The 23,144-nt window shown below is 72.4% G+C and carries 20 protein-coding genes; 5 read left to right on the top strand and 15 right to left on the bottom strand.

Features of this window, described 5'->3' with window-relative positions; genetic code table 11:
• Position 1 precedes the first annotated feature (1 nt).
• From argF to ACWEV0_RS17660, 6 genes are all read right to left on the bottom strand, one after another.
• Entirely contained in the window at positions 2 to 1,015 is a 1,014-nt protein-coding gene (gene argF / locus ACWEV0_RS17685) for an ornithine carbamoyltransferase (protein WP_453150207.1), read from the bottom strand.
• 170 nt (positions 1,016 to 1,185) lie between these two features.
• The gene (locus tag ACWEV0_RS17680) at positions 1,186 to 2,418 is read right to left on the bottom strand and encodes an arginine deiminase (protein WP_453150206.1); all 1,233 of its coding nucleotides are present in this window, start codon (positions 2,416 to 2,418) and stop codon (positions 1,186 to 1,188) included.
• 134 nt (positions 2,419 to 2,552) lie between these two features.
• A complete protein-coding gene (locus ACWEV0_RS17675) occupies positions 2,553 to 5,114 on the bottom strand; it encodes a polynucleotide kinase-phosphatase (protein WP_453150205.1) in 2,562 nt (853 codons plus the stop codon).
• Positions 5,111 to 6,589, bottom strand: coding sequence for a 3' terminal RNA ribose 2'-O-methyltransferase Hen1 (locus tag ACWEV0_RS17670; RefSeq protein ID WP_453150204.1), 1,479 nt, complete (start codon positions 6,587 to 6,589; stop codon positions 5,111 to 5,113). Before ACWEV0_RS17670 ends, ACWEV0_RS17675 begins: the two co-directional genes overlap by 4 nt.
• Positions 6,590 to 6,661: 72 nt before the next feature.
• The gene (gene mmuM / locus ACWEV0_RS17665; protein ID WP_453150203.1) at positions 6,662 to 7,564 is read right to left on the bottom strand and encodes a homocysteine S-methyltransferase; all 903 of its coding nucleotides are present in this window, start codon (positions 7,562 to 7,564) and stop codon (positions 6,662 to 6,664) included.
• Positions 7,565 to 7,568: 4 nt separating this feature from the next.
• The gene (locus tag ACWEV0_RS17660; protein ID WP_453150202.1) at positions 7,569 to 8,492 is read right to left on the bottom strand and encodes an LLM class F420-dependent oxidoreductase; all 924 of its coding nucleotides are present in this window, start codon (positions 8,490 to 8,492) and stop codon (positions 7,569 to 7,571) included.
• Positions 8,493 to 8,739: 247 nt separating this feature from the next.
• Between ACWEV0_RS17660 and ACWEV0_RS17655 the strand changes: the two genes are divergently transcribed.
• Positions 8,740 to 8,952, top strand: a complete 213-nt coding sequence (locus ACWEV0_RS17655; protein ID WP_453150201.1) for a hypothetical protein — start codon at positions 8,740 to 8,742, stop codon at positions 8,950 to 8,952.
• Positions 8,953 to 8,992: 40 nt separating this feature from the next.
• Here ACWEV0_RS17655 and ACWEV0_RS17650 read toward each other — a convergent pair whose 3' ends face one another.
• The 4 genes from ACWEV0_RS17650 to ACWEV0_RS17635 form a co-directional block, all read right to left on the bottom strand.
• Positions 8,993 to 9,484, bottom strand: coding sequence for a DUF6099 family protein (locus tag ACWEV0_RS17650; protein WP_453150200.1), 492 nt, complete (start codon positions 9,482 to 9,484; stop codon positions 8,993 to 8,995).
• Between the two features lie 126 nt (positions 9,485 to 9,610).
• Positions 9,611 to 9,967, bottom strand: a complete 357-nt coding sequence (locus tag ACWEV0_RS17645) for a nucleotide pyrophosphohydrolase (protein ID WP_453150199.1) — start codon at positions 9,965 to 9,967, stop codon at positions 9,611 to 9,613.
• Positions 9,964 to 11,256 carry an AAA family ATPase gene (locus ACWEV0_RS17640; RefSeq protein ID WP_453150198.1) on the bottom strand — a complete coding sequence of 431 codons (1,293 nt, stop codon included), beginning with the start codon at positions 11,254 to 11,256 and terminating at the stop codon, positions 9,964 to 9,966. The genes ACWEV0_RS17645 and ACWEV0_RS17640 overlap by 4 nt, the downstream gene beginning before the upstream one ends.
• Before the next feature lie 55 nt (positions 11,257 to 11,311).
• Entirely contained in the window at positions 11,312 to 11,734 is a 423-nt protein-coding gene (locus ACWEV0_RS17635) for a cell division protein SepF (protein WP_453150197.1), read from the bottom strand.
• A gap of 120 nt (positions 11,735 to 11,854) precedes the next feature.
• On the opposite strand from ACWEV0_RS17635, the gene ACWEV0_RS17630 reads away from it, so the two are divergent.
• On the top strand, positions 11,855 to 12,283 hold the full coding sequence (locus ACWEV0_RS17630) for a hypothetical protein (RefSeq protein WP_453150196.1): 429 nt from the start codon (positions 11,855 to 11,857) through the stop codon (positions 12,281 to 12,283).
• 16 nt (positions 12,284 to 12,299) lie between these two features.
• Here ACWEV0_RS17630 and ACWEV0_RS17625 read toward each other — a convergent pair whose 3' ends face one another.
• Positions 12,300 to 13,253: an SMP-30/gluconolactonase/LRE family protein gene (locus ACWEV0_RS17625; RefSeq protein WP_453150195.1), complete on the bottom strand. Its 954-nt coding sequence runs from the start codon at positions 13,251 to 13,253 to the stop codon at positions 12,300 to 12,302.
• Positions 13,254 to 13,382: 129 nt separating this feature from the next.
• Here ACWEV0_RS17625 and ACWEV0_RS17620 point away from each other — a divergent pair, with 129 nt between their 5' ends.
• The gene (locus ACWEV0_RS17620; protein WP_453150194.1) at positions 13,383 to 13,829 is read left to right on the top strand and encodes an Lrp/AsnC family transcriptional regulator; all 447 of its coding nucleotides are present in this window, start codon (positions 13,383 to 13,385) and stop codon (positions 13,827 to 13,829) included.
• 245 nt (positions 13,830 to 14,074) lie between these two features.
• Here ACWEV0_RS17620 and ACWEV0_RS17615 read toward each other — a convergent pair whose 3' ends face one another.
• The 4 genes from ACWEV0_RS17615 to ACWEV0_RS17600 form a co-directional block, all read right to left on the bottom strand.
• A complete protein-coding gene (locus ACWEV0_RS17615; RefSeq protein WP_453150193.1) occupies positions 14,075 to 15,589 on the bottom strand; it encodes an SDR family oxidoreductase in 1,515 nt (504 codons plus the stop codon).
• 422 nt (positions 15,590 to 16,011) lie between these two features.
• Complete coding sequence (locus tag ACWEV0_RS17610; protein WP_453150192.1) at positions 16,012 to 17,385, bottom strand: cryptochrome/photolyase family protein; 1,374 nt, start codon at positions 17,383 to 17,385, stop codon at positions 16,012 to 16,014.
• Between the two features lie 641 nt (positions 17,386 to 18,026).
• The gene (locus ACWEV0_RS17605) at positions 18,027 to 19,346 is read right to left on the bottom strand and encodes a class I SAM-dependent RNA methyltransferase (RefSeq protein ID WP_453150191.1); all 1,320 of its coding nucleotides are present in this window, start codon (positions 19,344 to 19,346) and stop codon (positions 18,027 to 18,029) included.
• A gap of 86 nt (positions 19,347 to 19,432) precedes the next feature.
• Positions 19,433 to 21,484, bottom strand: a complete 2,052-nt coding sequence (locus tag ACWEV0_RS17600) for an APC family permease (RefSeq protein ID WP_453150190.1) — start codon at positions 21,482 to 21,484, stop codon at positions 19,433 to 19,435.
• Between the two features lie 233 nt (positions 21,485 to 21,717).
• On the opposite strand from ACWEV0_RS17600, the gene ACWEV0_RS17595 reads away from it, so the two are divergent.
• A complete protein-coding gene (locus tag ACWEV0_RS17595) occupies positions 21,718 to 22,386 on the top strand; it encodes a potassium channel family protein (protein ID WP_453150189.1) in 669 nt (222 codons plus the stop codon).
• Positions 22,386 to 23,060, top strand: a complete 675-nt coding sequence (locus ACWEV0_RS17590) for a potassium channel family protein (RefSeq protein WP_453150188.1) — start codon at positions 22,386 to 22,388, stop codon at positions 23,058 to 23,060. Before ACWEV0_RS17595 ends, ACWEV0_RS17590 begins: the two co-directional genes overlap by 1 nt.
• The last annotated feature ends 84 nt before the right edge of the window (positions 23,061 to 23,144 follow it).

The raw sequence follows: 23,144 nt of genomic DNA, 5'->3' as shown, positions 1-23,144 counted from the left end.
ATCAGGCGTCCGACGCCCGGGCGAGCGTGGCGACCATGACGGCCTTGATGGTGTGCATCCGGTTCTCCGCCTCGTCGAAGACGACCGAGTGCGCCGACTCGAAGACCTCGTCGGAGACCTCCAGTTCGGTCAGCCCGTGCCGGGCGTGGAGGTCGCGGCCGACGGCGGTTCCGAGGTCGTGGAAGGCGGGCAGGCAGTGCAGGAACTTGACGTCGGGGTTGCCGGTGGCGCGGATGACGTCCATGGTCACGGAGTACGGCGCGAGGGCGGCGATCCGCGCGTCCCAGACCTCCTTGGGCTCTCCCATCGACACCCACACGTCCGTGGCGACGAAGTCGGCGCCGCGCACGCCCTCGGCGACGTCCTCGGTGAGCGTGATCACCGCCCCGCTCGCCTCGGCGAGCCGCTGCGCCTCGGCGACGACCGAGTCGGCCGGCCAGTACGCCTCGGGGGCCACGATCCGGACGTCCATGCCGAGCAGGGCGCCGGTGATCAGGTAGGAGTTGCCCATGTTGAAGCGGGCGTCGCCGAGGTAGGCGAAGGCGATCCCGTCGAGCGGCTTGGCGCAGTGCTCGGTCATCGTGAGCACGTCGGCCAGCATCTGGGTGGGGTGCCAGTCGTCGGTGAGCCCGTTGTAGACGGGCACCCCGGCGTGGGCGGCCAGCTCCTCGACGACGGCCTGGCCCTCGCCCCGGTACTCGATCGCGTCGAACATCCGGCCCAGCACCCGGGCGGTGTCCTTGACCGACTCCTTGTGCCCGATCTGCGAGCTGACCGGGTCGAGGTAGGTGGTGGAGGCGCCCTGGTCGGCGGCGGCGACCTCGAAGGCGCAGCGGGTGCGGGTGGAGGTCTTCTCGAAGATCAGCGCGATGTTCCGGCCGCGCAGCCGCTGCACCTCGGCGCCCGCCTTCTTCGCCGCCTTGAGCTCGGCGGCGAGTGCGATCAGGCCGCGGAACTCCTCGGCGGTGAAGTCCAGCTCCTTGAGGAAGTGGCGGCCGATGAGGTCGGTGGCCATGGGGCGCTCCTGGTTACGGTGGGGGACGTCGAGGGACGAGGACGTTGGAAGTGTATACGTAATTCAGCATTCTTATACAGCCCCGCCCTCGCCGCCTCGCAGGCTCCCCGGCTCCCCGGCTCCCCGGCTCCCCGGCTCCCGCAGCGTCCCGCCTCACCGGGCGCCCCGCCTCACACGGCGTCCCGCTCCACCGGGCAGCTCATGCAGCGCGGACCGCCCCGTCCCCGCCCCAGCTCGCTGCCGGGGATCTCGATCACCTCGATGCCCTGCTTGCGCAGATGCGTGTTGGTGGTGACGTTCCGCTCGTACGCGACGACCACGCCGGGCTCGACGGCGAGCACGTTGCACCCGTCGTCCCACTGCTCCCGCTCCGCCGCGTGCACGTCCTGGGTGGCCGTGAGCACCCGGATGTCCTGGAGGCCGAGGGCGGCGGCGATCGCGCTGTGCATCTGCTCCGGCGGGTGGTCGGTGACCCGCAGGGACTGGCCCTCGTCGCCCGGCTCGATCGTGTACGAGCGGAGCATGCCCAGGCCCGCGTACTGGGTGAAGGTGTCCCCGTCCACCATCGTCATCACCGTGTCCAGGTGCATGAACGCGCGCCGCTTCGGCATGTCCAGGGCGATGATGGTGCGCGCCGAGCCGGCCGCGAACATGCCGCGCGCCAGCATCTCCACGGCCTGCGGCGTGGTGCGCTCGCTCATGCCGATGAGGACGGCGCCGTTGCCGATGACCAGGACGTCGCCGCCCTCGATGGTCGACGGGTAGTCGGCCTGCCCCTCCGACCAGTGGTGGAAGCTCCCCGCCTCGGGGCCGGTGAACAGCGGGTGGTGCTTGTAGATCGCCTCGAAGTGGACGGTCTCGCGCTGCCGGGCCGGCCAGCGCATCGCGTTGATCGACACGCCGTCGTAGATCCAGGCGGAGGTGTCCCGGGTGAAGATGTGGTTCGGCAGCGGGCCGAGCACGAAGTCGTCCAGGTCCAGGGCGTGGAAGCGGACCGAGGTCGGCTCCCGGTGCGCCGCCAGGTACTCCCGCTTGGTCATGCCCCCGACGAGCGCCTCCACCAGGGTCACGGAGTCCAGCGAGTCGAACACCGCCCGCAGATGGTCCGCCGCGAGCGGACCGTACTCCTTCTCGTCGAAGACCCGGTCGAGCACCAGCTTGCGCGCCGCCGGCACCTCCAGGGTCTCCGCCAGCAGTTCTCCGAAGAGGTGCACCTCCACTCCCCGGTCCCGCAGCACGTCCGCGAAGCCGTCGTGCTCCTGGCGCGCCCGGCGCACCCACAGCACGTCGTCGAAGAGCAACGCGTCCTTGTTGCTCGGGGTGAGCCGCTTCAGCTCCAGATCGGGCCGGTGCAGTATGACGCGGCGCAGCCGCCCGGTCTCGGAATCGACATGGAATCCCATGCGCCCCATCCTGACCGAGCGGAGCGCCCCGCGCGTAGTACTCCGCGTGTCACGCGGGCGACGAGGTGGGGTCGCGGCGGAACCGGGACCCACCTCGTCGTCTCGTGACTCGCCTGCCGGCTCGCTTGACGGCGTCAGAGCCGCGGGTCCACCGGCTCCGACTCCAGGGCGAGGACCGCGAACACGGCCTCGTGGACCCGCCACAGCGGCTCGCCCGCCGCGAGCCGGTCCAGCGCCTCCAGGCCGAGCGCGTACTCGCGCAGGGCCAGCGAGCGCTTGTGGCCGAGGAACCGCTGGCGCAGCCGCTCCAGGTTGTCCGGACGGGTGTACTCCGGGCCGTAGATGATCCGCAGGTACTCCCGTCCGCGGACCTTCACGCCCGGCTGCACCGGGCGCCCGTCCTTGCCCAGGGCGACGGCCGCGAGGGGCTTGACGACCATGCCCTCGCCGCCGGCCGCGGTCAGTTCGAGCCACCAGTCGACGCCGGCGCGTACGGACGCCTCGTCGGCCGGGTCGACGACGAGCCGCCGTGTCACCTGGAGCAGGCCGGTCGGATCGTGCTCGACGAGCCGGTCGAGCCAGGCGAGCTGCTCGTCGTGGGGTACGGCGGCCAGCGAGCGGCCGTGCGCGGCGAGCACCTGGAACGGTGCGAACCGCACGCCCTCCAGGCCGTCCGTCGGCCAGCAGTAGCGCCGGTACGCGTCGGTGAACGCGGCCGCGTCCGCCGCCCGTTCCCGCTGCCGGCCGAGCAGCTCGTCGAGCCCTTCCACGCCGCGCGCCGCGGCCTGTTCGAGCGCCCCGAGCGCGCCGGGGAAGACCGCCCGGGAGGCCGCGCCGACCGCCGCGTACTGGGAGCGCAGCAGCCCGGCGGACTTCAGCGACCACGGCATCAGCTCGCCGTCCAGCAGCAGCCAGTTGGTGTCGAGCTCCTCCCAGAGCCCGGCCGCGCCGATCGCCGCCCGCAGCCGCCCGAGGACCTGCTCGGTGACGGCCGGATCGTCGAAGAACGGACGTCCGGTACGGGTGTGCAGCGCGCCCGTCACACCGTCCGCCGCGGCCACGCCGAACCGTTCCGCCGCCACCGTCGCGTCCTTGCAGACGAGCGCGACGGCCCGGGAGCCCATGTGCTTCTCCTCGCACACGACCTTCCCGACCTCGTCCGCCGCGTACTGCCTGAAAGCCTCCGCGGGGTGCTCCAGGTAGCCGTCGACCTTCGAGGTCGCGGTCGGCGCCATGGTCGGCGGGAGGTAGGCGAGCAGTCGCGGGTCGACCGCGAACCGGCTCATCACCTCCAGGGCCGCGGCCGCGTTCTCCTCGCGGACGGCGACGTTGCCCATCAGGCGGGTCTCGACGATCCGCCGCCCGTGCACGTCGGCCAGGTCGAGCGGCCGCCCCTGGTGCCCGCCGGGCGCCTCGGCCACGAGCGGCTTGGCCGGCTCGTACCAGACCCGCTCGGCCGGTACGTCGACGAGCTCGCGCTCCGGCCAGCGCAGCGCGGTCATCTTCCCGCCGAACACCGCACCGGTGTCGAGGCAGATGGTGTTGTTGATCCAGGACGTGGTCGGCACGGGCGTGTGCCCGTAGACGACGGTCGCCCGGCCCCGGTACTCCTCCGCCCACGGGTAGCGCACCGGCAGGCCGAACTCGTCGGTCTCGCCGGTGGTGTCCCCGTACAGCGCGTGCGAACGTACCCGGCCGGAGGTGCGGCCGTGGTACTTCTCCGGCAGACCGGCGTGGCAGACCACCAGCCTGCCCTCGTCGAGGACGTAGTGGCTGACCAGCCCGTCGATGAACTCCGCGACCTGTGCCCGGAACTCCTCCGGCTCGCGCTCCAGCTGCTCGATCGTCTCGGCGAGGCCGTGGGTCTGCTGCACCTTGCGGCCGCGCAGCCAGCGGCCCAGCTTGTTCTCGTGGTTTCCGGGCACGCACAGCGCGTCCCCGGCGGCCACCATGCCCATGACGCGGCGCAGCACGCCCGGGCTGTCCGGCCCGCGGTCGACCAGGTCGCCGACGAAGACGGCGGTCCGGCCCTCCGGGTGGTGTCCGTCGACGTAGCCGAGCCTGGCGAGCAGCGTCTCCAGCTCGGAGCGGCAGCCGTGGACGTCGCCGATGATGTCGAACGGCCCGGTGAGGTGCCGCAGGTCGTTGAACCGCTTCTCCAGGACGACCTGGGCCGACTCCACCTCTTCCACGCTGCGCAGCACGTGCACCTTGCGGAAGCCCTCGCGTTCGAGTCCCTTGAGGGAGCGGCGCAGTTCGCGGCGGTGCCGCTGGATCACGTGCCGGGGCAGGTGCGCCCGGTCCGGGCGGGCCGCGTTGCGCGCCGCGCACACCTCCTCGGGCAGGTCGAGGACGATCGCGATCGGCAGCACGTCGTGCTCGCGGGCGAGCTGGACGAGCTGGCGGCGCGCCTCTCGCTGCACGCTGGTGGCGTCGACGACCGTCAGCCGGCCGGCGGCGAGGCGCTTGCCCGCGATGTAGTGGAGGACGTCGAAGGCGTCCTTGCTGGCGCTCTGGTCGTTCTCGTCGTCGGCGACCAGGCCGCGGCAGAAGTCGGAGGAGACGATCTCGGTCGGCTTGAAGTGCCGCCGGGCGAAGGTCGACTTGCCGGAACCGGTGGCGCCGACGAGGACCACGAGGGAGAGATCGGTGACGGGCAGCGTGCGCCCGGTCTTCCGGGTGGCGTCGTCGGTCATGCCGCGTCCTCCTTCGTGGTGTCGTTCGTGTCGTTGTCAGTACGGGTGAAGACGGCCAGCTGAGTGGGCGGGCCGACCTCGGGGTCGTCCGGGCCGACGGGGGCGAACCCGACCTCGTAGCCGTGGCGGCCGGCGACGCCCGCGGCCCAGGTGCGGAACTCCTCGCGGGTCCATTCGAAGCGGTGGTCGCCGTGCCGGACGTGCCCGGCCGGCAGCGACTCCCAGCGCACGTTGTACTCGACGTTCGGCGTCGTCACGACGACCGTGCGCGGCCGGGCGGAGCCGAACACCGCGTACTCGAGCGCGGGCAGCCGCGGCAGGTCGAGGTGCTCGATGACCTCGCTGAGCACGGCGGCGTCGTAGCCGGTCAGCCGCTTGTCGGTGTACGTGAGCGAGCCCTGGAGCAGCTTCACCCGGCCGGCCTGCCGCTCGCCCATGCGCTCCAGGCGCAGCCGGCGGGCGGCGACGGACAGGGCGCGGGCCGACACGTCCACGCCGACGATCTCGGTGAAGCGCACGTCCTTGAGCAGGGCCTGGAGCAACTGGCCCTGGCCGCAGCCGAGATCGAGCACCCGGGCGGCGTCGGCGGCGCGCAGCGCGGCCAGGATCGCCTCGCGGCGCTGCTCGGCGAGCGGCACCGGCCGCTCCTCGGTGTCGGTCGTCTCGTCGACGGCGTTGTCGACGTCGTCGACGTCCAGGCCGTCGGCCTCGGCGAGCCGGACGAGTTCGAGGCGTTCGGTGGCCTCCCGGGTCAGGCCCCAGCGGCGGGAGAGGTAGCGGCTGGTGATGAGCTGCCGCTCCGGGTGGTCGGCGAGCCAGCCGTCACCTGCGCGCAGCAGCTTGTCGACCTCGTCCGGCGCGACCCAGTAGTGCTTGGCGTCGTCGAGGACCGGGAGCAGGACGTAGAGCTGGTTGAGCGCGTCGGCGAGCCGCAGCTCGCCCTCCAGGGCCAGCCGCACATAGCGCGAGTCGCCCCATTCGGGGAACTCCATGTCGAGCGCGACCGGTTCCGCCGTCACGTCCGCCCAGCCCAGCGGGCCGAAGAGCCGGGCCACGAGCCCGGCCCCGCCGCGCGCCGGGAGCGCCGGGATCTCGATCCGCAGCGGCAGCGGCGCGGCGGCCCGCTCGGGCAGCGCCGCACAGCTTCCGTGCAGGGCGCTCTTGAAGACCTTGGCGAGCGCGACGGCGAGCAGCGAGGACGCGGCGTACGGCCGGTCGTTCACGTACTGCGCGAGCGCCGCGTCGGGCGCCCCGCCCCGCCCCTTGCCCCTGCCCTTGCGCACCAGTGCCACGGGGTCCACGTCCAGCATCAGCGCGACCGTGCACCGCTCCGCGCTCGCCTCGGGGTAGACGACGTGCGCGGTGCCGTGCGCGGTGCCGAACGCCTGCGCCTTCTCGGGATGCTTGTGCAGGAGAAAGCCCAGGTCGGTGGCGGGTTTCTCGGCCGTGCCGGTGGTGCTGATGGTCAGGAACATACGTTCAAGAATGACCTTTGCCGCCGCTCGGCCACAACGGATTTCCGCCCCGGCCCTGGGCCGGCCGGGCCGCTATCCGCGCAGGGTGACGGCCAGTTCGGCGATGGCGTCCGGTCCGACGCGGCAGCAGCCGCCGATGAGCCGGGCGCCGGCGGCACGCCAGCGGTCGGTCCTGGCCGGGTCGAAGGTGGCCGCGCCGCGCCAGCCGCGCGCGCCCGCGTCCCACTGCTCCCCGCTGTTGGGGTAGACGACGACCGGCTTGCCGGTCACCTCGGCGGCGATCTCCGCGGCGGCCCCGGCGTCGTCCGGGTCGCAGCAGTTGACGCCGACCGCGACGACCTGGTCGTTGCCCGCGGCCAGGCCGAAGGCGTCCGCCAGCGGCTGCCCGGCCCGGGTGCGCTCGCCCTCGACGGTGTACGAGAGCCAGACCGGCACTCCGCACCCCTCGGCGGCCCGCAGCAGCGCCTCGGCCTCGTCGGCGTCGGGCACCGTCTCCAGGGCCAGGACGTCGGGCCCGGCCGCGGCCAGGACCTCGATCCGGGGCCGGTGGAACCATTCCAGCTCGTCCACCGACAGCCCGTACCGGCCGCGGTACTCACTGCCGTCCGCCAGCATCGCCCCGTACGGCCCGACGGAGGCGGCGACCCAGATCTCCCGCTCCACCCGTTCGCTCGCCGCCCGGGCCAGCTCCACGCTGCGCGCGAGGAGCCGCGCGGCCTCCGCCCGGCCGGTGCCGCGGTGGGCGAAGCCCTCGAAGGTGGCCTGATAACTGGAGGTGATCAGGACCTGGGCGCCGGCCCGCGCGTAGGCCGCGTGGGCCGCCTCGATCTGCTCGGGCCCGTCGGCGAGCAGCCGCGCGGACCAGAGGTCGTCGGAGAGGTCGCAGCCCTGGGCCTCCAGCTGGTTGGAGAGCCCGCCGTCGAGCACGAGCACCCCTTCGGCGAGGGCGGCGGCGAGCGTGCGGTCGGGTTTCATCGGGTCACCCCAGCTGCGTCTGTACCTGTGCGGAGATCAGCTCCAGGTGGTCCAGATCGTCCAGGTCGAGAACCTGGAGGTAGATCCGGGTGGAGCCCAGTTCACCGTACCGGCCGATCTTGTCCACGACCTCGGCGGGTGACCCGGCCAGGCCGTTGGCCTTCAGCTCCTCGACGTCCCGCCCGATGGCCGCCGCCCGGCGGGCGACCTCCGCGTCGTCGCGACCGACGCAGACCACCAGCGCGTTGGAGTACACCAGCGCCCCGGCCGGCCGCCCGGCCTCGGCCGCCGCCTCCCGCACCCGGCCGAACTGCCGCCCGGTCTCCTCGAGCGAGGCGAACGGGATGTTGAACTCGTCGGCGAACCGCGCCGCGAGCCGCGGGGTGCGGCGCGCGCCGTGTCCTCCCACGAGCACCGGGATCCTCGTCTGGGCGGGCTTGGGCAGCGCGGGCGAGTCGGTCAGCTGGTAGAACTCGCCCTGGTACGAGAACGTCTTGCCGGTCTCGGTGCCCCACAGCCCGGTGACGATCTCCAGCTGCTCCTCCAGGCGCCCGAACCTCTCCTTCGGGAACGGGATCCCGTACGCCCGGTGCTCCTCCTCGAACCAGCCCGCGCCGAGGCCCAGCTCGATCCGCCCGCCGGACATCTGGTCGACCTGCGCGACCTGGATCGCGAGGACGCCGGGGTACCGGAAGGTGCCGGCGGTCATCAGCGTGCCGAGCCGGATCCGGCGGGTCTCCCGTGCGAGCCCGGCCAGCGTGATCCAGGCGTCGGTCGGCCCGGGCAGGCCGTCGGCGGAGCCCATGCTCACATAGTGATCCGAGCGGAAGAAGGCGTCGAAGCCCAGGTCCTCCGTGGCCTTGGCGACCGTGAGCAGGGTGTCGTAGGACGCGCCTTGCTGGGGTTCCGTGAAGATTCGAAGATCCATACCTCCATCCTGCACCGTCGGGTGCGCGTCAACCGTTTCGTCAGCGGGTGAGCCCCACCTGCCCTGTCGGGTGAATATCCGCCCCTCGGCGGGCGGCCTCTCGCCAGGCCAGTGACCGCGGCCGGGGACCCGTCGTTGGCTCGGGCGGAGCCGGACCGCCCGGCCCGCGTGCCGGCGGCCGCTGCCGGTGCGTCGCTCTCTCTTGTGGGCCTTTCCTCACCGGAGGGCCCGGGCCGAGGAGGCCGCCATGTCCCAGGAAGCCGCACCGGAGCGGTCCGTGTCCGAGCAGCCCGCCCAGCCACCGCTCCCCCCGGTGCCCCCGCAGCCGGCCGGCGGCGCCCCCAAGGGCCTGCTGGAGCAGATGGAGGAGCTGATGGCGGCCCTGACCGCCGACCTCTCCCAGCTCGACGCCGACCTCCAGTCCTCGGCCGACCGCCCGGAGGGCACGACGACCGCCTGACGGCCTGGCGCGGGCTCTTTCCGGCACCCGGGCACCAGGTTCACCCCGGGCCCGCGCGGCCACGGGCCGTGTCGGGTGGGCGGTGCGCGTCGCGGTCGCGCAGCGAGAGCCGGCGAAGCATGGTGCCGACGCGGTCGCCGGCCTCGTCGGCGGCGTCGATGGCCTCGATGGACTGCCAGTAGAGCCCCTCATCGTCCGTCGCACAGGCCACGCCGACGAGGGCGATGCCCACCTCGCCGAGAAGGGCGCCGAGCGCGGTCAGCGCCGTGCGCGCGTCGCCGACGGCCGTGAGCTGCGCGGCGCGCAGCCCGCCGGTGCGCAGGGCGGGGTGGTCCACCGCACCCCGTCCCCCTCCTGTCTCGCTGAGCCCGCGGGCCTCACCACGCAGCTCCAGCGGCCCGGCGAGCGCCAGGTGACTCCCTATCGCCTGGGCGAGGGCCTGGGCCTGCCATGCCTCGACCACGATGTCCAGTGCCGTACGGCTCTCGGCCAGTGCATGCCGACCGCTCGCGATCAATCGCTCCGCTTCCATCAACGCCGCCCCCGTTCAGATGACTTACCGCTCACTCATTCCATTACCCAGCGTGAGGCCGACTGAGCCCAAACACCAGAGGAATTCGGAAATCTGTGGACAGGAAGCTCGTTGGGGAAAACTCGATCACTCCGAAGAGTGACGATCAGGCGTCCGACGTCCTCTCGCCGGGAAGCGGAGCTCGTTCCGGTCGATCTTCGCCGCCAGCGCCGCCAGCGGATCGATCCCCAACACCTCGCAGAACTGCAGCAGATAGGCGAGCACGTCCGCGACCTCGTCCGTGACCCGGTGCGCCGTGTCCGGGTCCGCCATCACGCGGTCCGACTCCTCCGGCGTCAACCACTGGAAGATCTCCAGGAGTTCGGCCGCCTCGACGCTGAGCGCCGCGGCCAGGTTCTTGGGCGTGTGGTACGGCTGCCAGTCCCTGGCCGCGGCGAATTCCGCGAGGCGGCGCTGCAGGCCCGCCACATCGAGTTCTGTCATCCCTCAGATCTACCAGGTGTCAGATCGACCACTGCCACCCCCGCCGCCCCCGGCACACCCGCCGCTCCCGGCGACGCCCCCGGCACGGCCGTCACCCCCGTCGGACCCGGTACGGCCGTCACCCCCTCCCCCACCGACGCGACGAGGCGCATGTGCCCGCTCGCGCAGATCTCGGCGGCGAGCGCCAGCAGGGCGCGCAGTTGCCGGGCGTCGAGTCCGTGGTCGAGTCCGTCGGCGAGGACGGTGAGCGTCTGCATGGCCTGCGGAACCTCCGCGACCGGGTCGACGGCGAGCACACCGGGCCCGGTGAGCAGGACGAGCCCGAGGGCGAGATAGCGCAGCTCGCCGTCGCCGAGCCGGCCGAGCGGTGTCGCCGGGCGGCCGGCGCGCTCCAGGACGGCCTCGACCGTGCCGGCGTCCACCGACTCCCGTAACCCCAGGGCGGCCACCGGCCCGGCGCAGCCCGCGCCGGCGAACGCCGCGAGCCGGGCGTGGCGGCGCGGGCACTCCGTCGCCGTGCGGTGCAGCACCTCGGCGAGGTTGCGGCAGTCGCGCCGCAGCCGCCCCTCGCCGACCGGCACGGGCGCCCGCATCCGCCGCGGCACCGGATCGCACGGGAAGACGGAGCGCAGCCCCACCACCACCTGCTCGGCGGCGGCCAGGACGTCACGCTGCCCCTGGGTCTTGCCGGCGACGCGCAGCGGGAGCAGGGCCGTGCCGAGGACGTCGTCGGGGAACGGGGCGCGGGTGACAGGGGTGCTGCCCGCGGTGTGCCACTCGGCCTGCACGGTGCCGCGGCCGGGGTCGCGGAGGGCGGTGGTGAGAAGGGTGCGGCCCTGCCAGGTGAGCCGTTCGCCGACGATCCGGAGCTCGGGCTCGGCCTGGACGGCGACGTCGAGACGGACCGGGCCGGCCGGGCCGCCGACCGTGCAGCCGATCCGGAAGCCCCGCCTCCCCTGGGCGTCGGGGCGCGCCCGGTCCGGTACGTGGTCGGCCGCGCCCGGCAGCGCCTCGGCGAGCCCCGCCCCCGCGCCCAACCGCGCGAGCACCTCGTACGCCCGCAGGACGGTCGACTTGCCGCTGCCGCTCGGGCCCCGGAGCAGCGTCACGGGCCCGAGCGGCACCACGGTCCCGCGGTGCGCCCCGAACGCCGAGAGCCGCAGCTCCGTGACGGCGGGCCGGGCGACCAGCGGGACCGGCCCGTGGTCGTACGTGCGGGGGCGTCCCTGCTGGGGCACGATGCCCGGCGTCAGGGTGCGGTCGGGGGCGTTGCCGCCGGTGGTGGTCATGATCGAAAGGTTCGCAGCCCTCCGCACGGCGAACCGTTACGCCTGAACGACCTTCCTACGAACGAGGGATCGCGCCCTCACCGGCGTCCGCCGCGCTCTCGTCCTCGACGCCCTCGACCTCCGTACCGGCCGGCGCGAGCAGGAAGACGTTTCGGTCGACGCGGTGCATCCCGCTGCCGAGGCCGAAGACGACGCCGCTGCTGAAGTCGAGGATGCGCTTGGCGACCTCGGTGTCGGCGCTCGTGAGGTCGAGCAGCACGGGGATCTGGGCGATGAGGTACTCGGCGACCTCGCGGGCGTCGGCGAAGACCTGGACGCGGAGCACGACCATCCGGCGCTGTTCGGCGGCCTCGTACTGGTCGGGGATCGTGCGGTGGTCCACCCTTGACGGCCATTCGTCCCGGCCGCGCAGGGGAACGACCTGGGCCAGGCCCTCCCACTGCTCGTCGGTGACGTCGTACCTCTCGTACCTACTCATGCGCCCATCCTCCCGTTACTCACCCGTTCGGCCCAACACCGACACGGCTGACGCCCTATGATCTCCCGCCGGTGAGGGGCGGCATCGACACCGCACCGCGGGGAGATGGGGCAACGGACTATGGACCGACAGACACGGCGATCGACGGACCGGCCGGACGAACGCGCCGCTTCCGTGCTGCGCTTCGCCACGGAGCTGATCGCGTGGGTGGCGACGCCCTGGGCGCTGGCCTCGTACTCCTGGGTGCTCTCCGTGCTGTCCGTGGTGGTGCTCATCGGGCTGCCGACGGTCTTCTCCACGCCGGGCGACAAGAACCAGGTGATCGTCCCGGTCCCGGGCCCGGTCACGATCCTGCTGGTGCTCCTCCAGCTCGCGGCGGCCGTGACCGCCGCCTGGGCCGTGTGGCCGGTGTGGGCGGCGGTCGGCGTCTCCGTACTGGCCGCGGCGACGGTGGTGACGGAACGCGGGCGCTGGCGCGGGCTGTTGCGGCACGGCGACTCCGACCGCGACCGCGACCGCGACTACGGCCGAGACCGAGACCGCGGCTAGCGCGTGGCGGGAGTGGCTAGAAAGTGGTGGCCCAGGGACGGTGTCCCGGGCCGGTCGGGTGGGTGCCGGTGACGGACGCGACGAGCGAGTAGAGGCTGGTCTCGGCGGCGATGAAGAGGCGGTTGCGCTTGGCGCCGCCCCAGGAGATGTTCGCCACCGACTCGGGGATGTCGAGCCTGCCGATGAGGGTGCCGTCGGGGTCGTAGCAGTGCACCCCGTCGTTCATCGCGGCCACCCACAGCCGGCCGTCGGCGTCGAACCGCAGGTTGTCGAAGCGCGCGCGGGGGCGGCCGGCCGCCTCGGCGAAGACCTTGCCGTCGGAGAGGGTGCCGTCGTCGCGCACGTCGAAGACGCGGACGAAGCCGGCGCGGGTGTCGGAGACGAAGAGCTGCCGCTCGTCGGCGGAGAACACCAGGCCGTTGGGGGCCGCGAAGCAGTCGGCGACGAGGCGGACCTCACCGGTGTGCGGGTCGATCCGGTAGACGTTGTTGCTGCCGATCTCGCTTTCGGCGCGGTGCCCCTCGTAGTCGCTGGTGATGCCGAAGTCCGGGTCGGAGAACCAGATCGAGCCGTCCGACTTCACGGTCGCGTCGTTCGGGCTGTTGAGCCGCCTGCCCTGCCAGCGGTCGGCGAGGACCGTGATCGTGCCGTCGTGCTCGGTCCGCGTGACCCGGCGGTTGCCCTGCTCACAGGTGATCAGCCGGCCTTCGCGGTCGAGGGTGTTGCCGTTGGTGTGCCCGGCGGAGCGGCGGAAGACGCTGACGGCACCGGTCTCCTCGTCCCAGCGCAGCATCCGGTCGTTGGGGATGTCGCTCCAGACCAGTTGCCGCCACGCGGGCAGGTAGATCGGCCCCTCGGCCCAGCGGCAGCCGGTGTAGAGCACCTCCAGGCGCTCGTCGCCGTACGCGCACCGGCCGGTGACGAACCGGTCGTCGAACACCTCGTAGAGCTCGGGACGTGTATCGGTCATGATCCCCCTCCATCACCAAGAATCACCAAGAGCGCTCACCAAGAACGCAGCAACCGAATGCCATTCGGCCCAGAAGGCAGATTGCTGCATGAGATACAGTCATAACAAGTTCTTCCCGAATGGAGAGTCGTGGATCACATCGACCGCGCCCTGCTGGCCCTGCTCCAGCAGGACGCCACCCAGTCCTACGCCGCGCTCGGCCAGGCCGTCGGCCTCTCGGCCGGCGCGGCGCACGACCGCGTGCGCAAGCTCCGCGAGCGCGGGGTCATCCGGCGTACGACGGTCGAGGTCGACCCGGCCGCGGTGGGCGGCGGCGTCCTGGCGTACGTGATGGTCGAATCGACCGCCTGGATGGGCGACTCGGCGCCGCACTTCGCGGCGCTCCCCGAAATCCTGGAGGCGCACGTCATCGCGGGCAGCGCGTCCGTGCTCGTGAAGGTCAGGACCTCGACGACCGAACAGCTGCAGGACGTGCTGCGCCGGATCTACGCGATCGAGGGGGTCAGCGGGACGCAGGCGACGGTGGTGCTGGAGACGTTCTTCGAACGGCCGGTGTCGCCGGGCGCGGAGGGCTGACACCACGGCCGGGCCGCCGGCTCACCCGCCGAGCGGTACTCCGCGCACCCCACTGAGCCGCTCGACGACAGGCCGGACAACAAGGCCCGACGGTCCCGACAACAGGCCCGACGGTCCCGACAACAGGCGCGACGAGGCCGGACAACAGGCCGACGGCAGGCCGGACAACAGGCCCCACGACAAGCCCGCCGACAGTCCCGACAACAGGCCCGACGGCGGGGCGGGTTTCTGCGTGGTGCGGGCACTCACGAGCCGGTTCGCCGGGTGCTCTCCGTCTCGGCCGTCCGTGCGATGTTCCGCGCCATTCCGCCGAAGACGACGGCGTGGAAAGGCGCCACGCTCCACCAGTACGCCTGGCCCGCGAGGCCCCGTGGGTGGAAGAGCGCCCGCTGCCGGTACGTGGTGCGACCCTGCTCGTCCCGGTCGACGGCCATCTCCAGCCACGCGAGACCCGGCAGACGCATCTCCGCCCGGAGGCGCAGCAGGTGTCCGCGGTCGATCTCCTCCACCCGCCAGAAGTCGAGCGCGTCGCCGACGCGGAGGCGCTGCGCGTCCCGGCGCCCCCGGCGCAGCCCCACTCCCCCGACGAGCCGGTCGGCCCAACCGCGGACGGCCCAGGCGAGCGGGAAGGAGTACCAGCCGTTCTCGCCTCCCACTCCCTCGATGACCCGCCACAACGACGCCGGGCTCGCGTCGACGGTGCGGGTGCGCTCGTCGGTGTAGAGGCTGCCGCCGGCCCAGCCGGGGTCCGTCGGCAGCGGATCGCTCGGCGCCCCGGGCGGCGAGGCGGAGGACCATCGGGTGGTGACCTCCGCGTCTCGTACCCGGCGGAGGGCGAGCCGGAGAGCCCTTTCGAACGGGATCGGCGTTCCGGGGCCGTCCGGGGCGTACCGCTTGATGTCGTTCTCGGTGCAGACCACCTCGTGCCGCAGCGACTCGGTGAGCGGTCGCGCCAGGGCCGCCGGGACCGGTGTGACCAGGCCGATCCATTGGCTGGACAACCTCGGGGTGAGGACGGGCACGGGAACGATGAGACGCCGGCGGAGCCCGGCGACCGCCGCGTACCGCACCATCATGTCGCGGTAGGTGAGCACGTCGGGGCCACCGATGTCGAAGGTCCGGCTGATGCCCGGGGGCATGGCGGCCGCGGCCACCAGGTACGTCAGCACGTCGCGGACGGCGATGGGCTGGACCAGGCTGCCGACCCAGCTCGGCGTGACCATGACGGGCAGCCGTTCCGTCAGGTACCGGAGCATCTCGAAGGAGGCCGACCCCGAGCCGATGACGACGGCGGCCCGCAGGACGGTGGTGGGCACCCCCGAGTCGAGGAGGATGCGGCCCACCTCGGTACGGGAGCGCAGGTGCGGCGAAAGACGGTCGACGGGCACTCCGCGCGGGGTCAGGCCGCCCAGGTAGACGATGCGCCGCACGCCGGCGGAACGGGCCTCGGCGGCGAAGGTGCGGGCGGCGAGCCGGTCGGTGTTCTCGAAGTCCGCCGTGGAGTTCATGGAGTGGACCAGGTAGTAGGCCACGTCGACTCCGGCGAGGGCCTCGCGGAGGCTCGCGGCGTCGGTCACGTCACCGCGCACGATCTCCGCCCGGGCGGTCCACGGGAAGTCGCGGAGCTTGGCCGGATGCCGGGCGAGGCAGCGCACACGGTAACCACTGTCGAGCAGCTCGGGTACGAGGCGGCCGCCGATGTAGCCGCTCGCGCCGGTGACCAGGCAGCGAGTGCCCTCGTTCGGTGTGGAAGGAGCCATGCGCCGATCCGTTTCACTCATTGCCGGGACGTACACGCCCTCTGCGGGTTGTTCGCCGGAAACGGCGCCCTCGGATGCGGATGCGGAGGCGCGATGCGGATCCTCCCGACCTTCCGGGGAACGGGTCGCATCGTTTCCGCAGCGATGGCGGAGTGGTGTACCGACCGGCGTCCCGCCCGCGGAGGCAGCACGCGCCGCTCGGCGCCTACGGGCCCGAGGCGGGGCCGTAGGCCGCCGCGGCATCAGCGGCCCGGCGGGCCGAGCCGACGGAGCCGGCGGATCCGGTGGAGCCGGTGGAGCCGGGCGGGTCCCCGGCCGACGAGCCGTCGCGGAAGTCGGTGTGCGGTCGACCCTGCCGATCGACTCGCATCGTTTGCGCATCAAAAAGCGCATCGCAATCGGCCGCGGTCGGGAGTAGGAACTCAGGCGACGCCCCGGGCCTGGCGGAAACGCGCCAGGCCGTCGGAGAGCTCGACCAGCGGGTCCGGGTAGTCGAGGGCCGCCCGGTCGAGCCCGGTGAGCCGCCACGGCTCGTGGACGGCCGGTCCGTCGAGCCCGGCGAGTTCGGGAACCCAGCGCCGGACGTAGCTGCCGTCGGGGTCGTACCGCTTGCCCTGCCGCACCGGGTTCAGGACGCGCTGGGGCCGGGTGTCCGTGCCGGTGCCGGCGACCCACTGCCAGTTGAGCTGGTTGTTCGCCACGTCGCCGTCCACCAGCAGGCCGAGGAAGTGGCGCGCGCCCTCGCGCCAGTCGATGTAGAGCGTCTTGGTCAGGAAGGAGGCGGCGATCAGCCGGCCGCGGTTGTGCATCCAGCCCTCGTGGGCGAGTTGCCGCATGGCCGCGTCGACCACGGGGTAGCCGGTTCGCCCCTCGCGCCAGGCCGCGAGGTCCGCCTCGGCCTCGGCGCCCCGCCTCCAGCGGTCGTGACGAGGGCGGTAGTCCGCGCCTGAAGCCTCCGGCCGGGCGGCCAGCACCTGATGGTGGAAGTCGCGCCAGCACAACTGCCGCACGAACGCCTCCGCCCCGGCGCCGCCACGCTTCCTCGCCCGGTGCACGGCCTCGACGGCGGAGACGGCACCGAAGTGGAGATACGGCGAGAGCCGGGACGTGAGGTCCGCCGCCAGGTCGTCGTGGCCTTCCTCGTACGCGTCGACGTGCTCCGAAAGCCAGGAATTGAGCCGCCTGCGCCCTTCGCTCTCCCCTCCTGCGGCGAGGCCCGGCGACACGTCCGCGATCCCGGAACGCCGGGGCATCCGCTCCGACCGCACGTCCGAGGGCACCCGCACCGTCCTGGGGGCGGCCAGAGGCGCCCGGGCGGGTTCATGGGCCCAGCGCCTGTAGTAGGGCGTGAACACGGCGAAGTGGTCCGAGCCGTGCGGCGTGAGGTCTCCGGGCGGCACGACGCCGGTCACGCCGTCGTGCACGTACAGCCGGCACCCGTCCGACTCGAGCACCGTGCGCAACCGTGCCTCCCTCGCCGTGGCGAAACCCGTCACCCCGGCGGCCATGTGGACCTCGCCCGCTCCGGTCTGCCGTACCAGGTCCCTGACCTCGGTCACCGTGTCGCCCTCGCGCACCACGAGACGGCCGCCACGGTCCTTCAGCCCCCGGTCGAGGTCCGCGAGGCAGTCCGCGAGGAAGGCCAGCCGGTTGGGCACCGCGAACCCCGCCCGGTCCACGGCCGGGTCACGGACGAAGACCGGCACCACTTCCCCCGCTCCGTCGTGCGCCGCCCTCAGCGGCGGATGATCGTGGACCCTGAGGTCAGAGGTGTACAGAACGACGGAGACGGTCATCGCGCCCTCCTTGCTCGGCCGGCGGGCACACACGTCGCCGGCGTACTGTCTTCACACTCCTACGTCCCGGATTCCGCGGAATGTCGTCTGCCGGATGCGCACGGGGTGACGGAGGTGCCGTCCAGCCGTCCCTTGCCGTCCACTCGTGCGAGAACGCCCGGTTCGTGGGCCGGAGCGTCAGGACCACTGGTCGGCGGTGACGCCTCCGGCGGTTCGGCCGCGTTCGCGGTCGGCGGCAGCCCGGTGAGGAAGGTGCGGATCTCGTCGGCCTCGGGGACGGGAGGGCGGTGCAGAGGTCGAGGGTCTGTCGGCCGTGCGGCGCTCGGCGGGCGCCCCGTCACCACGACCATGCCGCTGCGCGATGAGCCCCGGGGCGAGCGCCTGTTCCAGGTGACCGACCCGAACGGTGTCGTCGTCCAGCGCGTCGAATGGGCGACCTCGGTCTACGCCGACACCGCCGCCGAGAGCCCCGGCATGACTGTGGTCAGCCCCGGGGATCCTCCGCCGCGTCCACGCCCGGAACGTGCCGCGGCCCACGCCACGACGCCCGCCGAAGGCGTCGCCTCCGTTTACCGACACCCAGGGCACCCGTGAGCTGCCCCGGGCGCGGTGACCCGGGCGGTCGGGTCACACGTCGAGCCTTACTTCACCGGCTCCAGGATCGCCACGCACTCCACATGATGCGTCATCGGGAACAGGTCGAACGCCCGCAGCGTCCGCACCCTGTAGCCGCTCTCCATGAAGTAGCCCAGGTCCCGCGCCAGGGCCGCCGGGTCGCATGCCACGTAGGCGATGCGGCGGGCGCCGAGGGCGGTCAGGTGGTGGACGGTCTGCTTGCCGGCGCCCGCGCGGGGCGGGTCGAGGACGATGAGGTCGACGTCGGTGATGCCGGTGCGGGGGAGGACGGACTCGACCTTGCCCTGTTCGATGCGGACCCGGGGGAAGTCGGCGAGGTTGTGGCGGGCGTCCTCCACCGCGCGCTTGCCGGACTCGATGCCGAGGACGGCGCCGTTGTCGCCGAGGCGGTCGGCGAGCGCGCCGGCGAAGAGGCCGACGCCGCAGTAGAGGTCGAGGGCGGTCTCGCCCTTGCGCGGGAGGAGGCCCTGCATGACGGCGCGGACGAGGGTGTCGGCGGCCTTCGGGTGGACCTGCCAGAAGCCGCCGTTGCCGACGCGGTAGGTGCGGTCGTCGGCGCGCTCGCGGACGAAGGGGCGGCCGTGGACACGGTGGACGCCGCCGTCCTTCTCGCCGACGCGCATGACCGAGACCGGCTTGTCCAGCTCGACGATGGGCAGCCGGGCGCCCGGGCGCGGGGTCAGGATGACCTGGCGGTCCTGCGAGCCGGTGGCCGCGATGGCCTCGATGGAGGCCATGCCCTCCCAGGTGCGCTTCTCGATGCCGAGCTCCGAGACGCCCTCAGCCGCGATCATGCAGTGGTCGACGACCTCGACCTCGTGCGAGCGGTGCTTGCGCAGGCCCGCGTGGCCCTCGGCGTCGACCGCGTACTGGACGCGGGTGCGCCACTGCGGCACCTCGCCGGCGGGCAGCTTGTCGCCCTCGGCCGGGACGACCGTGCCGTCCCAGCCGGCCTCCTCCGGGGTGAGACCGGCGAGCCGCTTCAGCTGCTCGGCGACGACCTCGCCCTTGAGGCGGCGCTGGGCGCCCGGCTTGGCGTGCTGCCAGTCGCAGCCGCCGCACTTGCCGGGGCCGGAGAAGGGGCATGGGGCCTCGATCCGGTCCTTGGACGCCTGGAGGATCTCGACGGCGTCGGCGCGCAGGAAGCGCGAGGTCTCCTCGCCCTCGGTCACCCGGGCCCGGACCCGCTCGCCCGGCAGCGCGTGCCGGACGAAGAGCACCCGGCCCTCCTCGGTGCGTGCGATGCAGTGGCCGCCGTGGGCCACCGGGCCGACCTCGACCTCGTACTCCTCCCCGATCAGCGAAGAGACAGGCGTGTTCTGCATGACCAGGGGCTCCAGGGGCGAGAGTGCGAAGACGAGGGGAAACGACAGAAAGAAAGGTGGGCTGCCGTTGACAGCAGCCCACCAGTCTACTTGTTCTTCCCCGCCGCTTCCTTCTGGCCCTTCTCCACCGGGCCGCGGCGCACCGCACCCGGCGCGCTCCACTCCTGGCGCCTGCGCGCCCGCTGCTTCGCGGCCTCGGAGGACTGGAGCTGGTACGGCACGGAGGTCACCATCACGCCCGGCGTGAACAGCAGCCGGCCCTTGAGGCGCAGCGCGCTCTGGTTGTGCAGCAGGTGCTCGTACCAGTGGCCGACCACGTACTCCGGGATGTAGACGGAGACGGCGTCGCGCGGGCTCTCCTGGCGCATGTTCTTGACGTACTCGATGACCGGCCGGGTGATCTCGCGGTACGGCGAGTCGAGGATCTTCAGCGGTACGTTGATGCCGCGCCGCTCCCACTCCTCCTTGAGCGCCTTGGTCTCGGCCGCGTCGACGTTGACGGTGATCGCCTCGAGGCCGCTCGGGTGCATCAGCTTGGCGTAGGCCAGGGCGCGCAGGGTGGGCTTGTGGAGCTTGGAGACCAGGACGACGGAGTGGACCTGGGAGGGCCGCACGTACTCGTCGGGGCGCTCCTCGGCGGCGGCGATCTCCGCCGCGACCGCGTCGTAGTGCCGGCGGATCGCGGTCATCGTCACGTAGAAGATCACCATGCCGAGCAGGGCGACCCAGGCACCGTGGGTGAACTTGGTGGCGAGGACGACGACCAGGACGAGGCCGGTGAAGAAGGCGCCGAAGGCGTTGATCGCGCGGGAGCGGATCATGTGGCGGCGCTTGGCCGGCTCCGTCTCCGTCGCCAGGTGGCGGTTCCAGTGCCGGACCATGCCGGTCTGGCTGAGGGTGAAGGAGACGAAGACGCCGACGATGTACAGCTGGATCAGGCGGGTCGAGTCGGCCCCGTAGATCCAGACGAGGAGCGCGGCGGCGCCGGCGAGCAGCACGATGCCGTTGGAGAAGGCGAGGCGGTCGCCGCGGGTGTGCAGCTGGCGCGGCAGGTAGCGGTCCTGGGCGAGGATCGAGCCGAGGAGCGGGAAGCCGTTGTACGCCGTGTTGGCGGCCAGGAAGAGGACGAGCGCGGTGGCGGCGGCGAGCAGCACGAAGAAGAACGTTCCGTCGCCGAAGACGGCGGCCGCGACCTGCGAGATGACCGGGTCCTGGACGTAGGACTCGCCCAGCGGCTTGCCGTGGTTGAGGAGGTCGGTGGCCGGGTTCTCGGCCATCCGCACGTCCGTGGCCATGGCCAGGAAGATGATGCCGCAGAACATGGTGACGGCCAGGCCGCCCATGAGCGCGAGCGTGGTGGCGGCGTTCTTCGACTTGGGCTTGCGGAAGGCGGGCACACCGTTGGAGATGGCCTCGACGCCGGTGAGGGCGGCACAGCCCGAGGAGAAGGCCCGCAGCAGCAGGAAGACCAGCGCGAAGCCCGCCAGGCCGCCCTTCTCGGCGTGGATCTCGAATCCGGCGGTGGGGGCGGTCATGGTGTCGCCGAGGACGAGGCCGCGCCAGGCGCCCCAGCCGATCATGACGAAGACGCCGAAGACGAAGACGTAGGTCGGAATGGCGAAGAGGCTGCCGGACTCCTTGACCCCGCGGAGGTTCATCAGGGTCAGCAGCACGATCACGGCGATGGCCGAGGCCACCTTGTGCTCGACGACGAACGGCACGGCGGAGCCGAGGTTCTCGATGCCGGAGGAGATCGAGACGGCGACGGTCAGGACGTAGTCGACGAGCAGGGCGCTCGCGACGGTGAGTCCGGCCTTCGGTCCGAGGTTGACGGTCGCGACCTCGTAGTCGCCGCCGCCGCTCGGGTACGCGTGCACGTTCTGCCGGTACGAGGCGACGACCGTGAACATCAGGACCACGACCGCGAGGGCGATCCAGGGACTGAAGTGGTAGGCCGACAGGCCCGCCACGGAGAGGACGAGAAGCACCTCACCGGGCGCGTACGCCACCGAGGACAGCGGGTCGGAGGCGAAGACGGGAAGGGCGATCCGCTTGGAGAGCAGGGTCTCGCCGAGCTTGTCGCTGCGCAGGGCCCGCCCGATCAGGATCCGTTTGGGCACGTCGGTCAGTTTGGACACAACAGAGGATCGTAAGCGTTCGAAATGAGCCGTGTGACCCCCCACCCCCATCCGCACGGAATCTCCCTGGTTACCACCGCCGGTGAGGTCCCGCCCGGCGTCGCCGCTTAAGCTCGGACCGGACAGCACGCGTGTGCGTTGTCCGCCGCAGCCCGGGCAGTCGGGCGAGGAAAGTTGTGATCAGGGTGTTTTCGCAGGTCAACAGGGCGATCAGGAGTGCGGGGTAAGGGGACGTGCACATCGTCATCATGGGCTGCGGGCGAGTGGGCGCCGCTCTCGCGCAGACCCTGGAGCAGCAGGGCCACACGGTCGCGGTCGTGGACCAGGACCCGACGGCTTTCCGCCGTCTGGGCTCGGGCTTCGGCGGCCGCCGGGTCACGGGCGTGGGCTTCGACCAGGACACGCTGCGTGAGGCGGGCATCGAGGAGGCCGGCGCCTTCGCCGCGGTGAGCAGCGGCGACAACTCGAACATCATCGCCGCGCGGGTCGCGCGCGAGATGTTCGGCATCGAGAACGTGGCCGCCCGTATCTACGACCCGCGGCGTGCCGAGGTCTACCAGCGCCTCGGCATCCCGACGGTCGCGACCGTCCGCTGGACCGCCGACCAGATGCTGCGGCGGCTGCTGCCGTCGGGCGCGGAGCCGCTGTGGCGTGACCCGAGCGGCGGTGTGCAGCTCGCCGAGGTGCACACGGCCCCGGCGTGGATCGGTCACAAGATCAGCCGGCTCCAGGAGGAGACCGGGGTGCGGGTGGCGTTTCTCACCCGACTGGGCGAAGCGATTCTGCCGACCTCGCAGACGGTGCTGCAGGAGGGCGACCTCGTGCACGTGATGATGCGGACGGACGAGATCGACAAGGTCGAGGCGGCCTTCGCCGAGGGTCCCGAGGAGGGCGGTCACTGATGCGTGTCGCTATTGCGGGCGCCGGCGCGGTGGGCCGTTCCATCGCGGGCGAGCTCCTGGAGAACGGGCACGAGGTCCTCCTCATCGACAAGGCGCCGACCGCCATCTCGGTGGAGCGGGTGCCGCAGGCGGAGTGGCTGCTCGCCGACGCCTGCGAGATCACCTCGCTCGACGAGGCCGCGCTGCAGCGCTGCAACGTCGTCATCGCGGCGACCGGCGACGACAAGGTGAACCTGGTCGTCTCGCTGCTCGCCAAGACCGAGTACGGCGTGCCGCGCGTGGTCGCCAGGGTCAACAACCCGAAGAACGAGTGGCTGTTCAACGAGGCGTGGGGCGTGGACGTCGCCGTCTCGACGCCACGCCTGATGTCGGCCCTGGTGGAGGAGGCGGTGAGCGTCGGCGACCTGGTCCGGCTGCTGCGCTTCAGCCACGGCGACGCCAACCTGGTGGAGCTGACGCTCCCGCCGGAGTCAGCGATCGCGGGCACGCAGGTCGGCGAGGTGGCCTGGCCGCAGGACACCTCCCTGGTCACCATCATCCGCGGCTCCCGGGTCCTCACGCCGAGCGCGGAGGAGACTCTGGAGGCGGGCGACGAGCTGCTGTTCGTGGCCACGCAGGCGCGCGAGGAGCAGCTGGAGGACCTGCTCTCGGTGCGTCGGGAGAGCGGCGAGTGACGTAGCCGGACACGGAGAAGGGGCCCGGGGCCGGGGGGAGGTGGCGGGGCCCATGGAGGAAGTCAAACGGGGATAACTACGGAA

The organism is Streptomyces sp. NPDC003943 (genome assembly GCF_053605265.1).
The sequence above is the reverse complement of the archived record's forward strand: the minus strand, read 5'-3'. Positions and strand labels throughout refer to the sequence as shown.